The 19,355-nt window shown below is 69.0% G+C and carries 19 protein-coding genes and 1 other RNA gene; 14 read left to right on the forward strand and 6 right to left on the reverse strand.

The window, feature by feature from the left end; translation table 11 throughout:
• The first annotated feature begins 41 nt into the window (after positions 1 to 41).
• The gene (locus tag BZG35_RS10410) at positions 42 to 1,961 is read left to right on the forward strand and encodes a peptidylprolyl isomerase (protein ID WP_077355588.1); all 1,920 of its coding nucleotides are present in this window, start codon (positions 42 to 44) and stop codon (positions 1,959 to 1,961) included.
• Complete coding sequence (trpE, locus tag BZG35_RS10415; RefSeq protein ID WP_077355589.1) at positions 1,958 to 3,478, forward strand: anthranilate synthase component I; 1,521 nt, start codon at positions 1,958 to 1,960, stop codon at positions 3,476 to 3,478. The genes BZG35_RS10410 and trpE overlap by 4 nt, the downstream gene beginning before the upstream one ends.
• Here trpE and BZG35_RS10420 read toward each other — a convergent pair.
• Positions 3,475 to 3,666: a peptidoglycan-binding protein gene (locus BZG35_RS10420; protein ID WP_077355590.1), complete on the reverse strand. Its 192-nt coding sequence runs from the start codon at positions 3,664 to 3,666 to the stop codon at positions 3,475 to 3,477. The two genes, trpE and BZG35_RS10420, sit on opposite strands and share 4 nt — an antisense overlap.
• 104 nt (positions 3,667 to 3,770) lie before the next feature.
• Between BZG35_RS10420 and BZG35_RS10425 the strand changes: the two genes are divergently transcribed.
• The 3 genes from BZG35_RS10425 to trpC are packed head-to-tail and all read left to right on the forward strand — an operon-like array spanning position 3,771 to position 6,185.
• Positions 3,771 to 4,361, forward strand: a complete 591-nt coding sequence (locus BZG35_RS10425; RefSeq protein ID WP_077355591.1) for an aminodeoxychorismate/anthranilate synthase component II — start codon at positions 3,771 to 3,773, stop codon at positions 4,359 to 4,361.
• A 4-nt stretch (positions 4,362 to 4,365) separates the two neighbouring features.
• Positions 4,366 to 5,400, forward strand: a complete 1,035-nt coding sequence (trpD, locus tag BZG35_RS10430; protein WP_077355592.1) for an anthranilate phosphoribosyltransferase — start codon at positions 4,366 to 4,368, stop codon at positions 5,398 to 5,400.
• Entirely contained in the window at positions 5,397 to 6,185 is a 789-nt protein-coding gene (gene trpC, locus BZG35_RS10435; RefSeq protein ID WP_077355593.1) for an indole-3-glycerol phosphate synthase TrpC, read from the forward strand. Before trpD ends, trpC begins: the two co-directional genes overlap by 4 nt.
• Positions 6,186 to 6,187: 2 nt before the next feature.
• On the opposite strand, the gene BZG35_RS10440 is transcribed toward trpC, so the two are convergent.
• Complete coding sequence (locus BZG35_RS10440; RefSeq protein ID WP_077358033.1) at positions 6,188 to 6,802, reverse strand: DJ-1/PfpI family protein; 615 nt, start codon at positions 6,800 to 6,802, stop codon at positions 6,188 to 6,190.
• 180 nt (positions 6,803 to 6,982) lie between these two features.
• Between BZG35_RS10440 and lexA the strand changes: the two genes are divergently transcribed.
• Complete coding sequence (gene lexA / locus BZG35_RS10445; RefSeq protein WP_077355594.1) at positions 6,983 to 7,675, forward strand: transcriptional repressor LexA; 693 nt, start codon at positions 6,983 to 6,985, stop codon at positions 7,673 to 7,675.
• 213 nt (positions 7,676 to 7,888) lie between these two features.
• Here the strand turns inward: lexA and BZG35_RS10450 are convergent, their stop codons facing one another.
• The gene (locus tag BZG35_RS10450) at positions 7,889 to 10,060 is read right to left on the reverse strand and encodes a ComEC/Rec2 family competence protein (protein WP_171981932.1); all 2,172 of its coding nucleotides are present in this window, start codon (positions 10,058 to 10,060) and stop codon (positions 7,889 to 7,891) included.
• On the opposite strand from BZG35_RS10450, the gene gltX reads away from it, so the two are divergent.
• Both gltX and gltA read left to right on the forward strand, forming a co-directional pair.
• A complete protein-coding gene (gltX, locus tag BZG35_RS10455; RefSeq protein ID WP_077355595.1) occupies positions 10,059 to 11,477 on the forward strand; it encodes a glutamate--tRNA ligase in 1,419 nt (472 codons plus the stop codon). The genes BZG35_RS10450 and gltX overlap by 2 nt on opposite strands.
• Positions 11,478 to 11,541: 64 nt before the next feature.
• Positions 11,542 to 12,843, forward strand: a complete 1,302-nt coding sequence (gene gltA, locus BZG35_RS10460) for a citrate synthase (RefSeq protein WP_077355596.1) — start codon at positions 11,542 to 11,544, stop codon at positions 12,841 to 12,843.
• Positions 12,844 to 12,880: 37 nt separating this feature from the next.
• On the opposite strand, the gene BZG35_RS10465 is transcribed toward gltA, so the two are convergent.
• Positions 12,881 to 14,575, reverse strand: a complete 1,695-nt coding sequence (locus tag BZG35_RS10465) for a bifunctional protein-serine/threonine kinase/phosphatase (RefSeq protein WP_077355597.1) — start codon at positions 14,573 to 14,575, stop codon at positions 12,881 to 12,883.
• 38 nt (positions 14,576 to 14,613) lie between these two features.
• Between BZG35_RS10465 and ssrA the strand changes: the two genes are divergently transcribed.
• The 3 genes from ssrA to BZG35_RS10480 all read left to right on the forward strand — a co-directional run bounded on the left by ssrA (position 14,614) and on the right by BZG35_RS10480 (position 16,332).
• Positions 14,614 to 14,980: a transfer-messenger RNA gene (gene ssrA, locus BZG35_RS10470) on the forward strand.
• A 67-nt stretch (positions 14,981 to 15,047) separates the two neighbouring features.
• Positions 15,048 to 15,533 carry an SspB family protein gene (locus BZG35_RS10475; RefSeq protein ID WP_077355598.1) on the forward strand — a complete coding sequence of 162 codons (486 nt, stop codon included), beginning with the start codon at positions 15,048 to 15,050 and terminating at the stop codon, positions 15,531 to 15,533.
• Between the two features lie 55 nt (positions 15,534 to 15,588).
• Positions 15,589 to 16,332, forward strand: a complete 744-nt coding sequence (locus tag BZG35_RS10480; RefSeq protein ID WP_077355599.1) for a C13 family peptidase — start codon at positions 15,589 to 15,591, stop codon at positions 16,330 to 16,332.
• Here BZG35_RS10480 and BZG35_RS10485 read toward each other — a convergent pair.
• Positions 16,329 to 16,688: a RusA family crossover junction endodeoxyribonuclease gene (locus tag BZG35_RS10485; RefSeq protein WP_077355600.1), complete on the reverse strand. Its 360-nt coding sequence runs from the start codon at positions 16,686 to 16,688 to the stop codon at positions 16,329 to 16,331. The two genes, BZG35_RS10480 and BZG35_RS10485, sit on opposite strands and share 4 nt — an antisense overlap.
• The gene (locus BZG35_RS10490; protein ID WP_077355601.1) at positions 16,685 to 17,299 is read right to left on the reverse strand and encodes a peptidylprolyl isomerase; all 615 of its coding nucleotides are present in this window, start codon (positions 17,297 to 17,299) and stop codon (positions 16,685 to 16,687) included. Before BZG35_RS10490 ends, BZG35_RS10485 begins: the two co-directional genes overlap by 4 nt.
• Before the next feature lie 84 nt (positions 17,300 to 17,383).
• On the opposite strand from BZG35_RS10490, the gene fumC reads away from it, so the two are divergent.
• The 3 genes from fumC (at position 17,384) to BZG35_RS18220 (ending at position 19,350) form a co-directional block, all read left to right on the forward strand.
• Positions 17,384 to 18,775 (forward strand): class II fumarate hydratase, encoded by a 1,392-nt coding sequence (gene fumC / locus BZG35_RS10495; protein WP_077355602.1) that lies wholly within the window; start codon positions 17,384 to 17,386, stop codon positions 18,773 to 18,775.
• Positions 18,776 to 18,812: 37 nt separating this feature from the next.
• Entirely contained in the window at positions 18,813 to 19,055 is a 243-nt protein-coding gene (locus BZG35_RS10500) for a type II toxin-antitoxin system CcdA family antitoxin (RefSeq protein WP_077355603.1), read from the forward strand.
• Between the two features lie 124 nt (positions 19,056 to 19,179).
• The gene (locus BZG35_RS18220; RefSeq protein ID WP_253189147.1) at positions 19,180 to 19,350 is read left to right on the forward strand and encodes a hypothetical protein; all 171 of its coding nucleotides are present in this window, start codon (positions 19,180 to 19,182) and stop codon (positions 19,348 to 19,350) included.
• Positions 19,351 to 19,355 lie beyond the last annotated feature (5 nt).

The raw sequence follows: 19,355 nt of genomic DNA on the forward strand, positions 1-19,355 counted from the left end.
CCCTTGGCGCTTCTCGCCGTCCGACCCGCAGGCTCGCTCCGATGATCTCCGTGTTCCGCAACTTCGCCAAATCCAAATGGGCGGCGGGGTTGTTCGTCCTGCTGATCCTCAGCTTCCTGATCGTCGGCGGCAGCCAGACGGACGTGCTGGGAAATCTGGGTCCGAAACACGTCATTTCAGCGGGCGATCGCTCCGTCGACGCGGCCCAATTCCGCGCCGAGTTCGAACGCGTCCGCACCGGCATGCAGCAGGAGGCTGGCCGCCCCATCACCAACGAGGACCTGGTCAAGGAAAACGTCCACCTGCGCTATCTGGAAGGCCAGACCAATCGCCTCGGCTTCCTGAATTGGGCTCACAAGGTCGGCATCCGGGTCAGCGAGGAACTGGTCCTGACGCGCATCCGCGAGATCCCCGCCTTCTTCAACCAGGTCACCGGTCAGTTCGACCAGTCCCAATACGAGCAGGCCCTGGCGGCCCAGAACGTCACCCCGGTTCAGCTGGAGGACGAGTTCCGCGACACGGCCGTCAGCCAGCATTTCGGCACCGCCATCCAGGCCGGCCTGCGCACACCGCGCGTGTACGGCGCCCTCCTGGCCGCCCAGGCCTTCCAGGTTCGCGATGGCCGCTGGTTCACCGTGACCCAGGCCATGGCCGGCAGCGCTCCGGCTCCGACCGACGCGCAGCTGACCGCCTTTCTGAACGAAAACGCCGCCCAGCTGCGGCGGCCCGAGTTCCGCATCGCCACGGTCCTGCTGTTCAACGACGCCCCCGGCTTCACGGCACCCGCCGTCCCCGATGCCCGCGTCGTCGAACGCTTCAACTTCCGCAAGGACGCCCTGTCCACGCCGGAACGCCGGACCTTCGCCACCCTGACCGTGTCGACCCGCGCCGCCGCGGACCGGATCGCGGCCGCCCTGCGCGGTGGACAGACTCCCCAGGCCGTGGCCGAGGCCAACCGGATCGAACCCGCCGTCTACGAGGCTCAGCCGCAAAGCGCCCTGCCGGACCCGGCCGTCGCGACCGCCGTGTTCGGCCTCGCCGCCAACCAGGTCTCGGCCCCGATCCAGGGCCGTGTCGGCTTCACCGTGGCCAAGGTCACGGCGGTCCAGCCCGGCGCGCCGGCGACGCTCGACAGTGTCCGCGAGGCCGTCACCGCCGAACTGCAGGAAGAAGACATGAAGGCTCGCGTCTATGGGCGCGTCGAGGCCTATGAAAAGGCCCGGACCGACGGACGCTCGCTGCAGGCCGCGGCCGAACAGGTCGGGGCCCGCTTCGTCCAGCTACCGCCCTTCACCCAGGACGGCCGTCTGCCGGATGGTCAGCCGATGAACGCGCCGCCGCAGATCATCCAGAGCGCCTACGCCCTGACCAAGGGGGGCGAAAGCGACCTGATCGACGCCGGCCAGGGCCAGTATTTCGTCCTGCGCCTGGACGATGTCCGTCCCGCCGCCCTGCCGACCCTGGCCGAGGTCCGGGCCCCCCTGGCCCAGCAGTGGACCCTGCGCGAGAACGCGCGCCGACTGTCGACCAAGGCCGAGGAACTGGCCAAGCGGGTCCGGGACGGCCAGGACATCGCCGCCGTCGCCGCCGCGTCCGGGGCCCGTCTCGAGACCCGCACCGGTCTGCAGCAGAACGCCGAGGCCGGCCTGAGCCAGGGGGTCCTGCAGGGCCTGTTCGGTCAGAGCCGGGGCCAGATCTTCACCGGCCCCGGGAGCGAGACCACCTTCGTCGTCGGCCGGGTCGACGCTGTCCGGCCCGCTGTGGCGGCCACGTCCGCCCCCCTGGCCGACGGGGTTCGCAGCCGCCTGGCTTCCGACATCGTCAACGCCGGCGTCGAACAGCTGGTGACGGCCGCCGCCCGACGCTCCAAGGCCGAGAACGATCCGGCCGCCGCCCTGGAAGCCCTCGGCGTGACCGCCCCGGGCACCCCAGCGACGACCGCGCCCGCACCGGCCCAATGAGCCAGGCCACCGACCGGGACGCCCTGGTCAAGGGACTGAAGGCCGGCACACCGCAGATCGCGGTGCGGCGGATCATCGACGACCTGGAGACCCCGGTATCGGCCTATCTGAAGGTCGGCTGGGGCCGGGCTCACGCCTTCCTGCTCGAGTCGGTCGAGGGCGGTGCCCTAAACGGCCGCTATTCGATCATCGCCCTCGATCCCGACGTCGTCTGGCGCTGCCGCGACGGCGTGCCGGCCCTGGCGCGGGGCGCGGACATCGCCGCCAAGGCCTATGTCGACCAGCCGGGCGGCGCGCTGGACAGCCTGCGCGCCCTGATCGCCGAGACCCGCTTCGACCTTCCGGATGGCCTGCCCCCCATGGCGGCCGGTCTGTTCGGGGTGTTCGGCTACGACATGGTCCGGCTGCTGGAGCCCTTGGGCGCGCCCAACCCTGATCCGCTGGATCTGCCCGACGCCGTCCTGACCCGCCCCTCGGTCATCGCCGTCTTCGATTCGGTGCAGCACGAGATCGTCGTCATGGCCCCGATCTGGCCCGGAGCGGAGGCCGAGGCCGCCGTAGACGCCGCCGAGGTGCGGCTGGACGATTTCGAGGCCCGCCTGCGCCGCCCTCTGCTGGGCCGTCTTCCGGCCGAGCCCTCGGGAGCCGTGCCCTTCGCCTCGCCGGTCGACGGCGCGGCCTATGCCGCTTTGGTGGCCGCCGCCAAGGACTACATCGCCGCCGGCGACATCTTCCAGGTCGTGCTCAGCCACCGCTTCAGCGCGCCCTGGGCGGGCGACCCGTTCGCCTTCTATCGGTCGCTGCGCCGCCAGAACCCGTCACCCTACCTGTATTTCCTCAATTTCGACGACTTCCAGCTGGCAGGATCCAGCCCCGAGATCCTGGTGCGGCTGAAGGACGGCGGCGTCACCATCCGCCCCCTGGCGGGCACCCGCCCGCGCGGCGCGACGCCGGAGGCCGACCGCGCGCTTGAGGCCGAGCTTCTGGCCGATCCCAAGGAGCGCGCCGAGCACCTGATGCTGCTGGACCTGGGCCGCAACGACGTCGGCCGCGTGGCGGCGCCGGGCAGCGTGCGCGTGACCGAGAGCTTCGTGGTCGAACGCTACAGCCAGGTCATGCACATCGTCTCGAATGTCGAGGGTCGCGCCCACCCCGAACTCGACGCTGTCGACACCCTTCTGGCCGCCCTGCCCGCCGGCACGCTTTCCGGCGCGCCCAAGGTCCGGGCCATGGAGATCATCGACGAGCTGGAGACGGTCAAGCGCGGCGTCGGCTATGGCGGCGGCGTCGGCTATATCTCGGCGGGCGGAGAGGCCGACATCTGCATCGTCCTGCGCACCGCCCTGTTCGCCGACGGTCAGGTCTTCGTCCAGGCCGGGGCCGGCGTGGTGGCCGACAGCGAACCGGCCGCCGAATATGCCGAGACCGAGGCCAAGGCCCGCGCCCCGATGCGCGCCGCCGAGGACGCCTGGCGTTTCGAACTTGGGGCCCCGGTCAACGACCCGGGCGGGATCTAGACCGGCTGACTGACCGCTGGGGGCCGGTCGTCGATCGCCACCCCGGGCCCCAGGATCATCACCCCCGCCAGCAGCACCGCCGACGTCGCCGCCAGCGCCGCCGCACCCAGGGTGGCCATCGGGTTCGACCGGCGGACATCCTCGACGAGCAGCCGTCGCGCCTCTTCGATCTGCGCTTGCGGGGTCATGGACGAGTGCTCCGTTTCGGGACTCGTTTCCGACCGCAGCGGTTAAAGATCCGTGTGCGCACGCGTCGCTTGGCGCGGGCCGAACCAGTCTCTAGAAGCGGCGGATGATCCTCGTCGTCGATAACTACGACAGCTTTACCTACAACCTCGTCCACTACCTCGCGGAGCTGGGCGCGCAGACGCACGTCATTCGCAACGACGACCTGACCGTCGAGGAGGCCTGGGCCCTGAAGCCCGAGGCGGTGCTGCTGTCGCCCGGCCCCTGCGCCCCGGACCAGGCCGGCATCTGCCTGCCCCTGATCACCACGGCCCCCGACGACATGCCGATCCTGGGCGTCTGCCTGGGTCATCAGGCCATCGGCCAGGCCTTCGGCGGGGACGTGGTGCGGGCCAAGGCGCTGATGCACGGCAAGACCTCGCCCATCACCCACGACGACCGGGGCCTGTTCGCCGGCCTGCCGACCCCCTTCACAGCCACCCGCTATCACAGCCTCGCCGTGGCCCGCGCCACCCTGCCCAACAGTCTGGACGTCACGGCCTGGACCGAGGACGGCGAGATCATGGGCGTCCAGCACCACGCCCGGCCGATACACGGGGTCCAGTTTCACCCCGAGTCGATCGCCACCGAACACGGCCATGCCCTGCTGGCCAATTTCCTCGATCTGGCGGGCGTCAAACGCCTGGCCATGGTCTGAGGCCATGTCCGAAGGGTTCAAGCCGCTGCTCGCCCGGCTGGTCGACGGCCAGACGCTGAGCGAAACCGAGGCCGGCGACTTCTTCGCCGCCTGCTTGCGGGGCGAGCCGACCCCCGCCCAGGTCGCCGCCGCCGTCACCGCCCTGCGCATCCGGGGCGAGACGGTCGACGAGATCACCGCCTTCGCCCGCGCCATGCGCGCCGCCGCCACCCCCTTCGATCAGCCGTATGAGGTCATCGACACCTGCGGCACAGGGGGCGACGGCCAGCACACCTGGAATATCTCCACCGCCGCCGCCCTGGTCCTGGCCGGGGCGGGCCTGAAGGTCGCCAAACACGGCAACCGCGCGCTCAGCTCTCGCTCCGGCTCGTCCGACGTGCTGTCCGTCCTCGGCGTCGACCTGACCGCAGGGCCGGAGCGCCAGAAGCGGGCGCTGGACGAAGCAGGGATCTGTTTCCTGTTCGCCCCCCACTATCACGGGGCCATGCGCCACGTCGGGCCGATCCGCGCCGAGATCGGCTTCCGTACCGTGTTCAACCTGCTCGGGCCGCTGTCCAACCCGGCCCTGGCGCGGCGTCAGGTCATGGGCGTCTATGATCCGCGGCTGCTCGAGCCGCTCGCCCAGGTGCTGGGCAATCTGGGGGCCGCCCGGGCCTGGACGGTCCACGGCGAAGGCCTGGACGAACTGACCACGACCGGCCCGACCGCGGTCGCGGAATGGAAGGACGGTGCCGTCCACCGCTTCACCGTCACCCCCGAGGACGCCGGCCTGCCCCGCGCCGACCTCGCGGCCCTGCGCGGCGGCGACGCCGAGACCAATGCCGCCGCCCTGACCGCCCTGCTGGACGGGGCCGCCGGACCCTATCGCGACGTCGTCCTGCTGAACGCCGCCGCCGCCCTGATCGTCGCCGACCACGCCGCCGACCTGAAAGAGGGCGTGGCCCTGGCCGCCCGCGCCATCGATGACGGGTCCGCCCGCACCGCTCTGACGACCCTGGCCGCCGTCACCTCGGCCCCCGAACCGGTCGAGGCCACATGACCGACATCCTGGAACAGATCGCCGCCTACAAGCGGGTCGAGGTCGCCGAGCGCAAGGCCGCCCGCCCCTTGGCCGAGGTCGAATCTCTGGCTTTGGTCGCCGGCATGCCGCGCGGCTTCCTGGCGGCCCTGCGCCGCCGCTCGCACGACGGCCGTCCGGCCCTGATCGCCGAGATCAAGAAGGCCAGCCCGTCCAAGGGCCTGATCCGCGCCGACTTCGATCCACCGGCCCTGGCCCGCGCCTATGAGGTGGGCGGCGCGACCTGCCTGTCCGTCCTGACCGACGAGCCCAGCTTCCAGGGCCACGACGCCTATCTGGGCGCCGCGCGCGCCGCGACCGCCCTGCCCTGTCTGCGAAAGGACTTCCTGGTCGATCCCTGGCAGGTGGCCGAAAGCCGCGCCCTGTGCGCCGACGCCATCCTGATCATCCTGTCGATGGTCGACGACGCCCTCGCCGCCGACCTGCTGGCCGAGGCGCGTCGATTCGGCATGGACGCCCTGATCGAGACTCACGACGAGGCCGAGATGGCCCGCGCCGTGGCCTTGGGCGGCGACCTGATCGGCATCAACAACCGGTCGCTGCGCACCTTCGAAGTCGATCTGGGGGCCACCGCCCGCTACGCCGCCATGGCTCCCTCCGGTGCCCTGCTGGTCGCCGAGAGCGGCATCTTCACGGCCGCCGACGTGGCCGAGGTCGCGGCGGCGGGTGCACGCGCGATCCTTGTTGGAGAATCTCTCATGCGTCAGAGCGATGTGGAAGAAGCGACGCGCACTCTGCTGGCCTGAGATCAGGCGGCCAGCGACTGCTCCATGAACGGCGCGATGACGCCCAGCGCCCGGTCGACATAGGCCGCCTTCTCTCCCACCGGGGCGACATAGTGGATCGCCTCTTCGGCGTCCTGCAGCGAGGCCAGCCGCGCGATGGTCCAGGCCGCCAGATATTGCGACGCCAGGCACCCCCCCGCGGTGGCGACATTGCCATGCGCTACGAACGGCGCGTCGAGCACCTCGACCCCGGCCTCGATCACCCAGGGCTTGGTGGTCAAGTCGGTGCAGGCCGGCAGCCGGCCGATCAGCCCCAATTTCGCCAACAGCAGCGTGCCCGAACATTGGGCCCCGATCAGCTGGCGCGCTGGATCGAGCGTGATTCGCGCCAGCATCGCCGGGTCGGCTGCGACCTCGCGCGTACGAATGCCGCTGCCGATCAGGACCGCGTCCGCCTCGGCCGCATATTCGAGCGGCTCCTGCCGCTGGATCGTGACCCCGTTCATCGAGGTCACCTCCAGCGTCGGAGCGGCGATGCGCGTCTCCCAGCCCTTGGCGCGCATCCGGTTCAGGATGCCGGCGGCGATGAAGGAATCCAGCTCGTTGAAGCCGTCGAAGGTGAGGATGGCGATGCGCACGGTGCGCTCCATAAGGGCGCGGTCTCCCGGCACGGGGACGCTCGCGACCCGTGGATGAGAGGCCAAGCGGGGCCGCAATGCACGTGAAAAACCGCCGGCCACCGTTAAGTTGACATTAGGCAAGAACACTTACAGAACATCGACAACGGTTCACGACTTGTTCTGAGGGCGATCCCCACCATGCTGACCAAAAAACAGCACGAACTCCTGATGTTCATCCATGAACGGATCAAGGAGACCGGCGTCTCCCCCTCGTTCGACGAGATGAAGGAGGCGCTGGACCTGGCGTCCAAGTCGGGTATCCATCGGCTGATCACGGCGCTGGAGGAACGCGGCTTCATCCGCCGTCTCGCCCACCGCGCTCGGGCGCTCGAGGTCGTCAAACTCCCGGAACAGGCCACGACTGGACCGGTCCGGGGCCGTGCCCCCTTCCGCCCCGACGTCATCGAGGGCGGCGGACGACCCCGCCCGGTCGAGCCCGCCAACGACACTCGCGAACTGGTGCTGGTCGGCAAGATCGCCGCCGGCGTGCCCATCGCGGCCATCCAGCAGGACCACGGCCGCTATTCGGTGCCCGAGGCCATGCTGGGCGCGGGCGAGCACTACATGCTCGAGATCGAGGGTGATTCGATGATCGAGGCCGGCATCCTCAACGGCGACCTGGTGGTCATCAAACGCGTCGACACCGCCTCCTCCGGCGAGATCGTCGTTGCCTTGGTCGAGGGCGAGGAAGCCACCCTCAAACGGCTGCGCCGCAAGGGCAACTCCATCGCCCTGGAGCCCGCCAACCGCGCCTATGAGACCCGCATCTTCGGCCCCGACCAGGTCGAGGTCCAGGGCAAGCTGGTCGGCCTGATCCGCCAGTATCACTGACGGCACGCCCGGCTCCGCTGATCCCGGCGGAGGAGCAAAGAGCCCGCTTTTCCTCCCCGCCTATCCCGGCGAAAGCCGGGACCCAGTCCTTTGGGCGCTCCACGTCGGAGGTTGGTTGCGAAGGCGGTCCAGGCCGTGCCCCGCGCCAGCACTGGATCCTGGCTTTCGCCGGGATGAGTGGAGGCTGAAATTCCCGCGCTCCAAAAGGCGTGTCTATGGCACGTCAGCTGCGTCCGGATCGCCAACGCGGCTCCACGGCCGGTCGCCCCTCGCCTCCGCCGACCAGACCGCCCGCCAGCCTTGCGGCGTCTGCCACAGCTCAACCGCCCCGCCCCGCGCATAATCAACGCCGTCCAGCACTAGGGTGTCGGCGCACTCCTCCGGCAGGACCGTCACCGTCGCCCGCACGCTGACCAGGGGAGCCGAGGCGCACAGGTCCGCCAGCGCCTCTAGGCCCGGCGCGGTCTGGCCCCACCACAGGGCGATGGGCGCATCCGTCCCGGTCCCCGGCGCGCAGGCATAACGCTCGCAGACCCAGCCGTCCTCGCCGCGATTCGTCGCCGTCAGACCGCGCCGCCGTGACCACAGGTCGGTGGCGAAGGTCCGCACGCCGGGCCGCACGATGACCGCTCGTTTGTCCTCGCTATAGGCCGCATTCGTCCCGCCATCGCCGATCCAGACCGTCGGCGTCGGCGCGCGCGGCCACAGCAGCACGGCGCACACGAACGGCAACCCAAGCCAACGCAGCCGCCCCTCCCACAGGGCCACGAACAGCACGCCCAGGAAGGAGATCGGCAGCACATCGTCCGGCGCGCTGGCGATGGTCCGCACCGCGCCGGGCAGGCCGGCGGTCCAGTGCCCCACCGCCAGCATGGCCTCCACGCCCTGCCCCGCCACCCACAGGAAGGGCGCGCCCAGCCCCTCCGGCCCCAGCAGGACGCCCAGCGCCAGGGCCGGCATCAGGACGAAGTCGGCGATCGGGGCGGTGGCCAGGTTGGCGATCAGGCCGAACACGGCGGTCCGGTTGAAATGCTGTATCGCGAACGGCCCGGTCGCGGCCCCGGCCACGGCACTGGCCGTCACCGCCACGACCAGCCAGTGCCGCGCCGACTGCGCCATGGCGATGGGCCAGGGCACAGACAGTTCGCGCGTCCGGGGCGGCCAGGCCTCGGCCAGGGCGACCAGGGCGGCCGTGGCCGCGAACGACATCTGAAAGCCCGGCGTCACGACGGCCTCCGGTTGCAGCATCAGCACCACCATGGCCGCCACCGCCAGCCCGTGCATGCTGATGGCCGGCCGATCCAGCAGGATGCCGGCAAAGGCGATCGACGCCGTGACCGCCGCCCGCTCGGCCGGGGCCGGCGACCCCGACAGCACCAGATAACTCCACACCGCGATCAGACCCGCGACCGCCGCCACCTTCTTGCCGGACACCCGCAGCGCCAGAAAAGGCCAGGCGGCGACCCCGAACCGGACCAGGAAGAAGGCGAACCCGCCGACGATCGCCATGTGCAGGCCCGAGATCGACAGGATGTGCGCCAGTCCGGAATCGCGCATGGCGTCCAGGTCCTCGCGCTGGATCCAGGTCTCGTGCCCCGTCGTCATGGCCGCCGCGATCCCGCCCGTCCGCGCCCCCAGCCGGTCGACGATCCGCTGGGCCAGGCCGAATCGGGCGGCGTTGACCCGCATCGCCATCCGCAACTGCCACGGCGGCAGGGGCAGGACGGCCGGGCGCGTCTCCCCAAGGGCGACGGCCGTTCCCCCCATCCGCTCGAACCAGGCCCCCCGGCCGAAATCATAGGCACCCGGGCTGGCCGGCGGCGGCGGCGGATTGAGGATGGCGAACAGGCGGATCGCGGTCCCTGGCGCCGGTGGCGCGCCCTGCACGGTCGCGCGCACCCGGATCGGCGTCGCCTCCGGGGCCAGCCCCCGGATCCGGACCGGGGCCACGACGACCCTATGCCCCCGGTCGCCCGGGCTGTCGACATCGACCACCCAGCCCTCGATCACGGTCGGCGCGGTGAGGACCGGGGCGATCGGAGCGGCCACCCGGTCGCTGCGCAGCTTGGCCCCCGCCAGGCCGCACGCCATGCAAGCCAGCAGCATCAGCGGCAGACTGAACCGCCGTCCCAGCCCCCGCCGCTTCGCACCCAGCCAGAGCGCCAGCATCAAGGCAGCCGTCAGCATCAGGGGCCACAGCGGCGGCTCGCTCTTCAGAGCGAAATAGAGCCCCGCCCCGCCGCCGAACGCCACCGGGGCCAGCAGCCGCCAGCGCAGCGCCTGCGCCCGCACCTCGTCGACGACCCAGGTGACGACCCTTTCGCGCGGGCTGGGCTTTGCGGCATCCGGCGGTATAAGGGCCGCCCGTCCGGACACGCCCCTCATGACCTCCTCTTCCGACCCCCACGTCGTCACCCGCTTCGCCCCCTCGCCCACCGGTTCCCTGCACATAGGCGGTGCAAGAACGGCGCTTTTCAACTGGCTTTACGCCAAGGGCCGCGGCGGCAAATTCCTGGTCCGGGTCGAGGACACCGATCGCGAGCGCTCGACCGACGACGCCGTCAAGGCGATCTTCGACGGCCTCAGCTGGCTGGAACTGTTCGCCGACGAGGAGCCGGTGTTCCAGCACGCCCGCGCCGATCGCCACCGCGAGGTGGTCGATCAGTTGCTGGAGCGCGGCGCGGCCTATCGCGATTTCACCTCGGCCGAGGAGACGGGCCGGCTGCGTGACGCCGCCAAGGCCGAGCGCCGGACCTTCGAGTCCCCCTGGCGCGACCGCGAACCGACCGTCGACGACCTGTCGCTACCGCACGTCGTGCGCTTTCGCCGCCCCCTTCCCGGCCGTGTGGGCGTGGCCGACGCGGTGCAGGGCGAGGTCAGTTGGGGCAATGATGATCTGGATGACCTGGTCCTGCTCCGCTCCGACGGGGCCCCGACCTACAACCTGGCCGTCGTCGTCGACGACCACGACATGGGCGTCACCCATGTCATCCGCGGCGACGACCATCTGAACAACGCCGCGCGTCAGTCCCTCATCTACGACGCGCTGAACTGGGTCCGGCCGACTTTCGCCCACATCCCCCTGATCCACGGGCCGGACGGCGCGAAACTGTCGAAGCGCCACGGGGCCCAGGCCGTCCATGAATATGCCGAGATGGGCTATCTGCCCGAGGCCATGCGCAACTACCTTGCCCGCCTGGGCTGGGCCCACGGCGACGACGAACTGTTCAGCGACGACCAGGCGCGCGAATGGTTCGACCTGGCCGGCGTCGGCAAGGCCCCGGCCCGGTTGGACTTCGACAAACTGGCCCACGTCAATGCCCATTGGATCCGCCTGGCCGACGACGATCGCCTGTCCAAGGTGGTGCTGGATATCCATCTGGCGCGCGGCCATGCCCTGGCCGAGCATGATGAGGTGCGCCTTCTGCGCGCGATGCCTTTCGTCAAGGACCGGGCCCGGACCGCGCTTGAACTCGCGGATCAGACCGGCTTCGTCCTGCGCCAGAGGCCCCTGACGATCTTCGAGAAGGCCTTGCCTTTGCTCGTGGGGGAATCCGGCGAGCGCATCGCGCGCCTGCGGGACCGGCTGCGATTGTTCGCCAGCTGGGACGTCTTCGCGCTGGAGGCCGAGCTCAAGGCCTTCGCCGAAGAGGAAGCGGTCGGCTTCGGCAAGATCGGTCCGGCCGTCCGAGCCGCCTTGACCGGCGACGGCGTCTCGCCCGACATCGCCAAGACCCTGGCGGCCCTCGGACGCGATGAGGCGCTGGGGCGCTTGGATGATGCGTTGCAACAGACTAGATGATCGCGGATCACCATCGCGGCCCGGGTCTTCCCGTCCGGTCCGAACACCTTCGCAAGGGCGCCTGATGACTGAAGCTTCCAACTCCGCCGGCTCGGCGACCCTGACCTATGGCGACAAATCGGTCGACCTGCCCGTGCTGGCGGGTTCCACCGGTCCCAACGTCATCGACATCCGGAAGCTGTACGCCGCCACCGACGCCTTCACTTTCGACCCGGGCTTCACCTCCACGGCCGCCTGCGAGAGCGCCATCACGTTCATCGACGGCGACGCGGGCGTGCTTCTTCACCGCGGCTATCCGATCGGACAGCTGGCCTCCCAGTCGAATTTCATCGAGGTTTGCCACCTGCTGCTGAAGGGTGAACTGCCGACCGCAGCCGAATACGAGGCATTCGAGAACGTGGTCACGCGCCACACCATGCTGCACGCCCAGTTCGACCGCTTCTTCGACGGCTTCCGCCGCGACGCCCACCCGATGGCGATCATGGTCGGTGCCGTCGGGGCCCTGTCGGCCTTCTACCACGACAGCCTGGACATCCATGATCCGGTACAGCGCGACATCTCAGCTATCCGCCTGATCGCCAAGATGCCGACGATCGCCGCCCGGGCCTATAAATATCACATCGGCCAGCCCTTCGTGTCGCCCCGCAATGACCTGAACTACGCCGAGAACTTCCTGCGCATGTGCTTCGCCGTGCCGGCCGAGGACTACGTCGTCGATCCCAAGATGGCGAAGGCCATGGACCGGATCTTCACCCTGCACGCCGACCACGAGCAGAACGCCTCGACCTCGACCGTGCGTCTGGCCGGCTCGTCGGGTGCCAACCCGTTCGCCTGTATCGCCGCCGGCATCGCCTGCCTGTGGGGCCCGTCGCACGGTGGGGCCAATGAAGAGGCTCTGACGATGCTGAAGGAGATCGGCACGCCCGATAAGATCCCCGAGTTCATCGAGGGCGTGAAGGCCAAGAAATACAAGCTGATGGGCTTCGGCCACCGGGTCTATAAGAACTACGATCCCCGGGCCACGGTGATGAAGGAATCGGCGGACGAGATCCTGGAGCTGGTCGGCGACAAGAACGACCCCCTGTTCCAGGTCGCCAAGGAACTGGAGCGCATCGCGCTGAACGACGAATATTTCATCGAGCGCAAGCTGTTCCCCAACGTCGACTTCTATTCGGGCATCACCCTGTCGGCGATGGGCTTCCCGACCTCGATGTTCACCGTGCTGTTCGCCCTGGCCCGCACCGTCGGCTGGATCGCCCAGTGGGAAGAGATGCTGGCCGATCCGGCGCAGAAAATCGGTCGTCCGCGTCAGCTGTACACGGGCCCGACCCAGCGCGACTACGTGCCGATCCAGTCGCGCGGCTGATCCGCGCGCCCGAGGGGGACGGCCGTCGTCGTCCCCCTCAGCGCACCATCCACGACACCAGCAGCAGGACCAGCAGCACCGCGCTGACCCCCTGCCAGAACCGCACGGGCTCGCGCTCCATCAGCGACAGGTCGCGCCGAAGCGGCACCGCCTGCGCGCTGCCCCCCTCCAGCACGTGGATCAGCTCCTCGACGTCGGCGAACCGGTCGGCCGGATCGACGGCCAGCGTCCGCATTATCGCCGCCTCCAGCCAGGCGGGCATGTCGGGCCGGTGGGTCGTCGGACGAGTCGGCTTGTCGAAACGGATGCGGTTAAAATCCGTCTCCTGTCCGCTGGGATAGTCGCCGGTGAACAGCCGGTACAGCGTCACGCCCAGGGCATATTGGTCGGCCAGGGCGTCACCGGCATTGCCCGCGAACATCTCCGGGGCCTTATAGCCCGGCGTCCCCGGGGCCTCGGCCTCGGCGAACTCCTCGATCCGCGGCAGGCGCGCCACCCCGAGGTCGATCAGCTTCACCCCGCCGTTCGCTTCCAGGATGACATTGTCAGGCTTGATGTCGCGATGGGTCACGCCCAGCCGATGGAGGGCGGCGACCCCGCGCGCGAGCCGGATCGACAGATCGACCCCCTCGGGGATCTGGAACGTGGCCTCGGCGATTCGGGCATGAAGGGTCCGGCCGACATACAGGGGCTGGGCGATGTAGAGCCGGCTTTGACGCCCCGAATCCAGGGTCAGGGTCTTGCCGACGAACGGGCTGTCGATCCGCCGTCCGATGAAGCTTTCGCGCAGGAAGGCCCCGCGCGCCCCGCTTTCGGACAGCAGTTTCGGCTTGGGAAACTTCAGCACCACGGGCGGCCCGCCGTCGGCGTCGCGGGCGACGAAGACCCGGGTGTATTTGCCATCCGACAGCAGCCGCTCCAGGCGGAAATGATCGACGATCTCACCGACCTTGGGGGCCGGCAGGATCGGCAGGCCCGCCGCCTCGGCCCCGATCGCGTCCTGATCGACCGCCCCTATCCGGATGACGTCGATGAGGATGGCAGTCGCGTTGTCGTGCGTGCCCGCCGCCGTGGCGGCATCGACGATGGCCTGGGCGTCCGCCTCGGGCGAGGCTCGACGCCCCAACAGCCGAATCAGCGCCGCCTCCGGCACCACGCCGTGGACTCCGTCCGTGGTCAGCAACAGCCGGTCGTGCGCCTTCAGCGGCACGGCGCGAGTATCCAGCCGCAGGTCCGGCTCGATGCCGACGGCGCGGTACAGCACGTGGCTGAGACCCGGCTGGCTCAGCACGTGGTCTTCGGTCAGTTGGGTCAGGGCGCCGTCGCGGAAATGCCAGGCGCGACTGTCCCCGACATGCAGGGCCGTCGCCTCGCGCCCCCGCATCACCAGCGCCGTGAACGTGGTCGCCGCCCCGGTCATGTCGGGGTCCGACCGCCCCTTGGCGTGCAGCCAGCGGTTATAGCCCGACAGGGCCCCGATCCCGGCAGCCGCCACGCCCTTCAGCGGGTTCTGGTCGACGTAGGCGTCGATGAAGCTGCGCCCGGCCAGCTCGGACGCCACCCGCCCGGCCTTGGAGCCGGAGACCCCGTCGGCGACCAGGGCGACCATCCCGTGCAGCGCCTGCTCCGAGGGGGGGCCGATGTGGACGGCGCCGAAGTCCTGGTTGTCCTTCCGCGGCCCCTGGGCCGTGGCGAATCCGGCCGCGATCTGAAGCCTGTCGTCGGTCTCCATGCCTTGATCCCCCTCGCTGGGAAACAGACTTCACTTCGTGCCTTGGATGCAAGGCCGTCCGAGCCTATATTGGTCCTTGCCGGGGCTTGCTCCGGATATGGCGATAAACGCGCTTGTAATAAGCGGACCGGACCCGGGTGCGATTCCCGGCGGCTCCACCATTCTTCTCCCGCGTTATCGGCGGAAGCGTATGGGGCCGACTAGCATCGACGGACGTGTAAAGAAGACTGCTTTCGCTCGTCCTGGCCCACCGTATCGGGCCATTTTCTAACTGCGAACGATAACTTCGCTGGAGAAGTCCGCCTCGCCGCGTAATGCGGTTCGGTTGATTTCGTGACTTAAGTCCCGGGGGTTCAGATCCTCGGGCGGGGCCTGTCGGGAGCCTGGCAACAGAATCCCGGCACTTTCCTTCAATTTGCCATCTTCCGTGCATCGTCCGGCCCGGCTATCTGTCGCGCGAGTGAGGGTTTCCATGGCTGAAGACGCGCCGCCGATCGATGAGATGCAGTACGAGAAGCTGGCGCAGGATGCCCTGCGCGGGGTGATCCGTGCCGCGCTCGAACGCGCCGCCAGTCCCGGAGGGATTCCGGGGGCCCACCATTTCTACGTGACGTTCAAGACCCGCGCGCCGGGGGTCACGGTCCCGCCGGACGTCGTCGCGAAATATCCCGACGAGATGACCGTGGTGCTTCAGCACCAGTATTGGGATCTGGCCGTCGAGCCCGAGCTGTTCTCGGTCATGCTGAAGTTCGGCGGCATGCCGAAGGTCCTGACCGTGCCCTATACGGCCGTCACCCGCTTCTACGATCCCAGCGTCCAGTTCCTGCTCCAGTTCGAGGCTCCCGAGCCCGTGGCCGAGCCGGTCGCCGAACTGCCCGCGCCGAAGCGTCCCGACCCGTCCACTTCGGGCGACGACGGTCCCAAGGTCGTCTCCCTGGACCAGTTCCGCAAGAAATAGGCTGGCCGCCCCACGGCCCTTCGCTAAGCTGTCGACAGCCCGAAGGAGGTACCGTTTGGCGCGCGCGGCTCTAATCGTTCTTCTCGTCTGGTTGGGCGCGTCGCCGGCAGCGGCGCAGAGCCGTTTCGACGGCTGGGCCTCCGCCATCGTCGCCGCCGATTGGCGCACCAGCGACGGCCGGCCGATCCAGGCCTTCGACAACGCCCGGCGAGACCTGACGGCCGGGTTCCTGGCCGCGGGGTTCTCCCGCGCCGACATGGTCGACTACACGCTGCGCCCGGACGCCGATCCAGTCACGACGCCCGAGGCCGCGGTCGCCGGCATCGTCGCGACAGCGTCCAGGGCGACCCGCGGCTGTCTCCTCTACTTCAGCTCCCACGGCTCTCCGCAGGGGATCAACTTCGGGCTCGCGTCGCAGATGACTCCCACGACCATGGCCCGCCTCGTCCGCGACGCCTGCGGTCGGCGGCCGACGGTGGTGGTCGTTTCCGCCTGTTTCTCCGGCGTCTTCCTAGACGCGTTGTCCGGCCCCAACCGGATGATCCTGACCGCCGCCCGCCGGGACCGTTCGTCGTTCGGGTGCAGCGAGGACGCCGTCTATCCCTATTTCGATGGCTGCGTGATCCAGAGCCTGCCCACGGCCGGCGACTTCATCGCCCTGGCCAACGCGACCCGCACCTGCGTCAAGGCTCGCGAATCGGCCGAGGGCCTGACCCCCGCTTCCGAGCCCCAGGTCTCTATCGGCGCGAACATGCAGCTGCTGCTCCCGACCCTGCGCTTCAACCGTCCGCCCGGTTAGGCCTTGCGGGGATAGGTGCGGATCGTGATCCGCTCGCGCTCGCCCTCGCGACGCTCGACCAGCAGGCGCGCCACCTGGGCGTCGTCATGGAACAGATAGCCCTTGATGGCGTCCAGCAAGGCCTTGGCCAGGTTGTCCAGATCCATCCACGGCGGCTCGCCGATGTGCTCCATGACGATCTCGACGACATAGTCGCCGTAGGCCGGCCGGGAGCCGCGCCATTCCTTGCGGAAGAACTCATAGACCAGCGGCTTGTAGTATTTGGCCTGGGTGGTCAGGCCGTCGATCATGATGACGACCGCCTCCCCCTCCTCGCGCGCCCGGACCTTGCCGGAAATGACCCAGTCGCCAGTCATTCGGCCTCGGTGCTCGGGGCCTCGCACGACGCGGGGACAGGGCTGCGCAGCTCGATGTTCGCAATCGGCACCGGCGTGGCCAGTTGTTCGTCGACGGCCGGCTGGCGCTGGATGGCGCGGACCAGCTCCAGCCCCTGAACGACCTGGCCGAAGACGGCGAACCCCTGGCCGTCGGGATTTCGACCGCCGCCGAAATCGAGCGCCGGCGTGTCTCGGGTCACGATGAAGAAGCTGGACGTGGCCGTGTCGGGGCCGTCGCGCGCCATCGAGATCGTGCCGGCCAGATGGCGCAGACCGGTGTCCCGCGTCCGCTCCAGCCGAATCGGACCGAACCCCGGATCGTCGCTGCCCGCCGTCGTCTCCGCCTGGATGACGTCGATCGGATGGGGGTTGTCGTTCGTCTCCCGCACGACGGTCCGGAAGAACCGCGCGCCCTCATAGCGTCCGGCCTGAACGTAGCGGACGAAGTTGCAGGTCGAGACCGGTGCATGTTCCGCATCCAGGGACAGGGTGATCTCCCCCTGATCCGTCAGGATCCGGGCATAGACAGGCGGCATCTGCACATCGGGCGCGACCAGTCCCGCCGCCATCACCATCGCCATGCCGATCATCGCCGTCTCCCGTTCTTGCTCCGCGCCGGACAGGTGCTACACCCGCGCGCATCTCCCCGCCACGTCCAGAAGAGCTTCCGAGACATGACCGACGTCCGCACCGAAACCGACACCTTCGGCCCCATCGAGGTCGCGGCCGATCGCTATTGGGGAGCCCAGGCGCAGCGCAGCCTTGGCAACTTCAAGATCGGCTGGGAGAGACAGCCCCTGCCGATCGTGCGCGCCCTGGGCATCGTCAAGCGCGCGGCCGCCGAGACCAATATGGCGCTGGGTCGGCTGGACCCCGCCATCGGCAACACCATCGTCGCGGCGGCCAATGAGGTCATCGAGGGCAAGCTGAACGACCATTTCCCCCTGGTGGTCTGGCAGACCGGCTCGGGCACCCAGTCGAACATGAACGCCAATGAGGTCATCTCGAACCGCGCCATCGAGATGCTGGGCGGGGCCATGGGGTCCAAGACGCCGGTCCATCCCAACGACCACGTCAACATGAGCCAGTCGTCCAACGACACCTATCCCACGGCGATGCACGTCGCCTGCGCCGAGGAGGTGGTCCACCGCCTGCTGCCGGCCCTGCAGCAACTGCGCAACGCCCTGAACGACAAGGCCGAGGCCTGGAAGGGCATCATCAAGATCGGTCGCACCCACACCCAGGACGCCACCCCCCTGACGCTCGGCCAGGAATTCTCGGGCTATGTTCAGCAAGTCACCAAGGGCATCGAACGGATTCAGTCGACCCTGCCCGACCTGATGCAATTGGCCCAGGGCGGCACCGCCGTCGGCACCGGCCTGAACGCGCCCGTGGGCTTCGCCGAGGGCGTGGCCGACCGGATCGCCGCCATCACCGGCCTGAGCTTCACGACCGCCCCCAACAAGTTCGAGGCCCTGGCCGCCCACGACGCCATGGTCATGAGCCACGGGGCCATCAACACCGTCGCCGCCTCTCTGTTCAAGATCGCCAACGACATCCGCTTCCTGGGCTCCGGTCCGCGCTCCGGCCTCGGCGAACTGGCCCTGCCGGAGAACGAGCCGGGCTCGTCGATCATGCCTGGCAAGGTCAACCCGACCCAGTGCGAGGCCCTGACCCAGGTCTGCGTCCAGGTGTTCGGCAACAACGCCGCCATCACCTTCGCGGGATCGCAAGGGCATTTCGAGCTGAACGTCTTCAACCCGGTGATGGCCTACAACTTCCTGCAGTCGGTCCGGCTGGTGGCCGACGCGGCCGTCAGCTTCACCGAGAACTGCGTCGTCGGCATCGAGCCCCGCATCGACAACATCGAACGCGGCCTGAACAACTCCCTGATGCTGGTCACCGCCCTGAACGGCAAGCTGGGCTACGACGCCTGCGCCAAGATCGCCAAGACCGCGCACAAGAACGGCACCACCCTGCGCGAGGAAGCCGTCGGCGGCGGCTATCTGACCGACGCCGAGTTCGACGAGGCGGTGCGGCCGGAGAAGATGATCTCGCCGGGGTAAACTTGGCGGTGCCAATGTTCGAGGTTAGGCTGACGCCATGGGCAAGGTCGAACTGAACATCGGCATCGATCCGGAGCTGGTCGAACAAGCCCAGCGGCTTGGCATCTCCATTGCCGGCATGGACGAACGCGCCCTGCGTCTTCACCTGCAAAAGGTCGATCCGGCCGGTGCCGAAGCGCGCGCGAAACGCTGGGCCGAAGAGAACGCTGAGGCGATCAAGGATCACAATCGCCGCATCGCCGAAAGGGGCGTTCTGTCCGACTACCTTCGAACCTGGTGAGTGCGTCAGTTCGACGTTTACGAGAACCCGTCAGCGGAAGCACGACGCTTCGCGCCGTACGTCGTCGTCCTGTCGTCCCACCTGATCGTCGGCTTCGATGACGCCGTAGTGGCTCCGCTCGTCAATGACAGCCTTGCCGCCGATCCTGCTGGGTTACCCGAACGCCTGGATCTATCAGGCGTCCGAGTTTGGCTTCGAGCGCGTCGCCTACGAGGACACCGACCACTATCAGGTCACCCGCAACTTCCTGACCCGGCGCGAGATGATGCTGGAGGTGCTGCTGAAGCCCGACTGATCGTC

The organism is Brevundimonas sp. LM2 (assembly GCF_002002865.1).
GTDB lineage: Bacteria > Pseudomonadota > Alphaproteobacteria > Caulobacterales > Caulobacteraceae > Brevundimonas.